Here is a 3,443-nt window from a genome sequence, read left to right as displayed (position 1 = left end):
GCCCGGCGCCATCGCGCCGCGCCGGCCACGACCGCGGACCGGCCGTCGGCCGTGTTTTCAGATATCGGTCGGCGCGCGCCGGGCCACGTGTCCGGCACGGTTCGTGAATTCGATGTGTGGCGGGCCGAGGGGGAATTCTGCGATGACGGAGTTACTGGCTCTCCTGATGAACCGCCGGCTGGAACGAAAGGTGTCCGGAGGGTTCCGATTCCGGCTCCTGAAGATGATTATCAGGCCATCCTGGACACCGTTGATCAGCGTCGTTCTGGGCGGGGGTGATTCGCCGGAGGCAGCTACGGTGATTCGCCGGAGGCAGCTACTGTGAAACGCGCGAATGGGGAGATCGGGCCGTGCGTTGCGGGACCGGACGGATGATGATCGCCGCTGGTCTGCTGTGTGCAGAGCATTTTGTCGTGGAGGCCCAGGCGGAGGTTGGAGATCCGGTATCCCGATGGGAAGGTGTCAATCCCATCGCGTTGTCACGTTCTTCGCGCCCGGTTCAGGGGCGGAATTACCGTGGCGTGGCCATGGATCGTAGGTGGCCTCAGCTCGGAGTTCACCGCGGCGCAGGCGGCGGTGAGTGCGGGCCCGGCTGACCTGCGGGTCGGGTCGTCACGCCCGTGGGAGGGCCGCTGCCCGTCGCGCGGGCCGGCGGCGGGCGTAGTCCGGTGCCAGCGCGGCGGCCTCGGACCGACGCGCGCGGACCGAGCGCCGGTACCCGAGGTGGCCGTGACGTCGACGCGGCCGTCCGGACCCGGCGGCGGCGATACGACTGTCCGTCCCATGCCGGCCGATCGCCGTGAGTGCGCCGCGCGGCCTCCGCCGATTGTGATGGCGCTGGTCAGCGTGCCAATCGCGCATTGTCCTAGGTGCGGCACCGGGAGCGGACGGGTCGCCTTGGACGGCGGCGGGGCGGGGGCGGAGTGCACACGGTGAGCGGAAAATGTGGCCGCGGGTACGAGCAGGCACCGCAGAGTTTCATAATCATTTGCCGAATTGGGGTGGTGCTTGTCCCATCTCGGCGCCGTTGAGGTCGCGCAGAGTGTCAAAAGGTTGTGCGCGGCTTGTTCGTCCGGACATCATCCGGGTGTCCCGCGTCAAAGCGCATTCTCGGTCCGTGGCCGATGGGTGGCCGAAGGTGTCGTCTTTCGGGCGCACGGTGATGCCCGTGGCAGTGGATCCCCGCCACGGGCGGCGCCTCGGGTGATGTCCAGGACCTTCGGTGCGGGTGGGGGAGAGGGCTTGGCCGCCCGATTCACCATGAAGCCGGATGGCGTCGCCAGGTGGCCGTATCCGGGCGGATCGCCTCAGACGTGCGCGACGAGCCGGCCGGTCATCGACTCGGGCAGGATCCGCACCCAGTGCGGATGATCGATCCGGTTGGCCCACGGAGCCAGCCCGGTCGCCTCCAGTCGGGCCAGCGTCTCGGCATCGGTCACCCGCACCGCCCGGCCGCTGACCAGGACGCTCCATCCCGTGCGGGCCACCGGGTCGTGCCCGTCGACCTCGAAGCCGACGGCGTCCTCCTCCAGAGCCACGGCGAGCTTCGAGCCCTCCGCCGTGCGGAAGGCGATGGCGTCCCCGTCCAGCACGTAGTTGACCGGCAGGATCAGGATCTCGCCGTCCGAGCGGAAGGCGACCCGGCCGACGGCCTCGCCCGCGAGCAGCCATCCGCAGGTGTCGGCGGGCAGGACGCCGCAGCCGGCGTGGTCGAGGACGGCGCCCCCGTCGCCGGTCAGCCCCGACGTGCCCACGTTCGCCGTACCCGCACCGGTCGATGTCATCGTGTTCCCCTCGTCCGTTCGATGGGCGTCCGGACCGCCGGGGCGCAGGGGCCGTTCGGCGACGCCGCCCTCGACGGTAGGTGCTCGCCGCGGGCGGGTCGGGGGCCGATCGTCGCCCACTGGCCGGGCTCTCCGGCACGGTGGTGACCCGTCGATGTGACCACGCCACGACAGCAAGCGACGTCACACGCTATGCAACCGTGGGTGCCGCTATCTGGGCGGAATGTCTGTGCGTTGCGTGGGAGAGAGGCTTCCGGCCGCTTCTGACGGGCTCTGCGTCCGATTTATCCCTGTAGAAGCGGCCGGTAGCGGCTCAGCCACGCGCAACCGGCGGACGCTGGTGGCTGTGGGTGATGTCGGGGCGGACGGCGGGAGCGCTGAGTGCCCGCGACCACCACCGTGATGATCGCCGTGGCCACGCGGTAGGGACGGAGTGGACACCACGCTGGAGGAGGAGACCAGGATGGCGTCCGACTCAAGATTCACGAAAAGCCGCCTGGCGGGCATCGTCTGGCGGGCATGGTCTGGCGGGCATCGCTTGGCGGGCATGGTCTGGCGGGCATCGCTTGGCGGGCTTCGCTTGGCGGGCTTCGCTTGGCGGGCATGGTCTGGCGGGCATCGTCTAGCGGGCCTCGCCGGTGGGGGCCTGGCCGGGCCGGGCCCGTGTGGCCGGTGACGTGGCGGGTGTGGTGGCCGGTGACGTGGCGGGTGTGGCGGGTGGCGGCTCGGTCTGGGCGGGCACCGCGGGCACGCACGCGGCCTGGAAGTCGACCCGCCGTCGCACCTCGAAGCCGAGCGCCGCGTAGAGAGCGATGGCGCGGGTGTTCGACGCGGCCGAGTGCAGGAACGGCTGCTCCCCGCGGGCGCGGATCCCGGCGGCGACGGCGCGGACGAGCCGGCCGGCGAAGCCGTTGCCCTGCTGGGCCGGGTCGGTGCATACGGCGCTGATCTCGGTCCAGCCCGGGGGGTGCAGGCGTTCGCCGGCCATCGCGACGAGCGCGCCGCCCCGGCGGATGCCGAGATAGGTGCCCATCACGATGGTGCGGGGCAGGAACGGCCCGGGACGGGTCCGGGCGACCAGGTCGAGCATCTCCGCGACGTCCGCCGCGGTGAGCGTGACCGCCTCGGCGTCGGGCGTCGCGTCGACCCCGACGTCGATCATCTGCACGCCGGGCCCGAAGCCGGGGGCCTCCCAGCCGGCGGGCGGGGTGGCGTCCACGCCGAAGTACGGCACCAGAGCGCCGGGGCCGAGCTGCGCGGCGACGTCCCGCCAGGAGTCCTCGTCCGGTTCGTCGGGAAGGCCGACGAACGGGCAGACATCAGGCGGATAGCACAGCACGCCGCCGCGGCGGACGGCGAGACCCGCGTGCGGTCCGAGCAGGGCCGCCCGGACGGGGTTGTCCAGCACATGTCGCATGCTCACCGCGTTCCTGGTTCCTTCCGCCGGGCGGGTCGGACCTGCCGGCGATGTCAACGTACCGGGCGGCCCGCGCCTTCCAGCCTGCTCCCGGCGGATCCGGCTCGGTCCGGCACGGTCCCGACGGACTCGGATCGGTCCGTGCCGGTTTCGGTCGGCGTGGTCTCGGTCCGTGCCGGTTTCGGTCGGCGTGGTCTCGGTCCGTGCCGGTTTCGGTCGGCGTGGTCTCGGTCCGTGCCGGT

3 protein-coding genes are annotated in these 3,443 nt (G+C 71.6%); 1 reads left to right on the top strand and 2 read right to left on the bottom strand.

What is annotated here, in order from left to right; translation table 11 throughout:
* Positions 1-279: hypothetical protein (locus MXD58_RS23220; protein WP_250609915.1), on the top strand; the 279-nt coding region annotated here is incomplete at its 5' end.
* Between the two features lie 1,028 nt (positions 280-1,307).
* Here the strand turns inward: MXD58_RS23220 and MXD58_RS23215 are convergent.
* Positions 1,308-1,784 carry a pyridoxamine 5'-phosphate oxidase family protein gene (locus MXD58_RS23215; protein WP_248839033.1) on the bottom strand — a complete coding sequence of 159 codons (477 nt, stop codon included), beginning with the start codon at positions 1,782-1,784 and terminating at the stop codon, positions 1,308-1,310.
* Positions 1,785-2,406: 622 nt separating this feature from the next.
* Entirely contained in the window at positions 2,407-3,201 is a 795-nt protein-coding gene (locus tag MXD58_RS23210; RefSeq protein WP_284678778.1) for a GNAT family N-acetyltransferase, read from the bottom strand.
* Positions 3,202-3,443 lie beyond the last annotated feature (242 nt).

The sequence above is a fragment of the Frankia sp. AgKG'84/4 genome, assembly GCF_023242965.2.
Lineage (GTDB): Bacteria > Actinomycetota > Actinomycetes > Frankiales > Frankiaceae > Frankia.
Note: the sequence above shows the minus strand (reverse complement) of the source record. Positions and strands in the feature narration are given on the sequence as shown.

What these genes read in the sequence shown, in the direction of transcription:
- MXD58_RS23210 (WP_284678778.1), bottom strand. Translation starts at nt 3,201, where the DNA reads ATGCGACATGTGCTGGACAACCCCGTCCGGGCGGCCCTGCTCGGACCG.
- MXD58_RS23215 (WP_248839033.1), bottom strand. Translation starts at nt 1,784, where the DNA reads ATGACATCGACCGGTGCGGGTACGGCGAACGTGGGCACGTCGGGGCTG.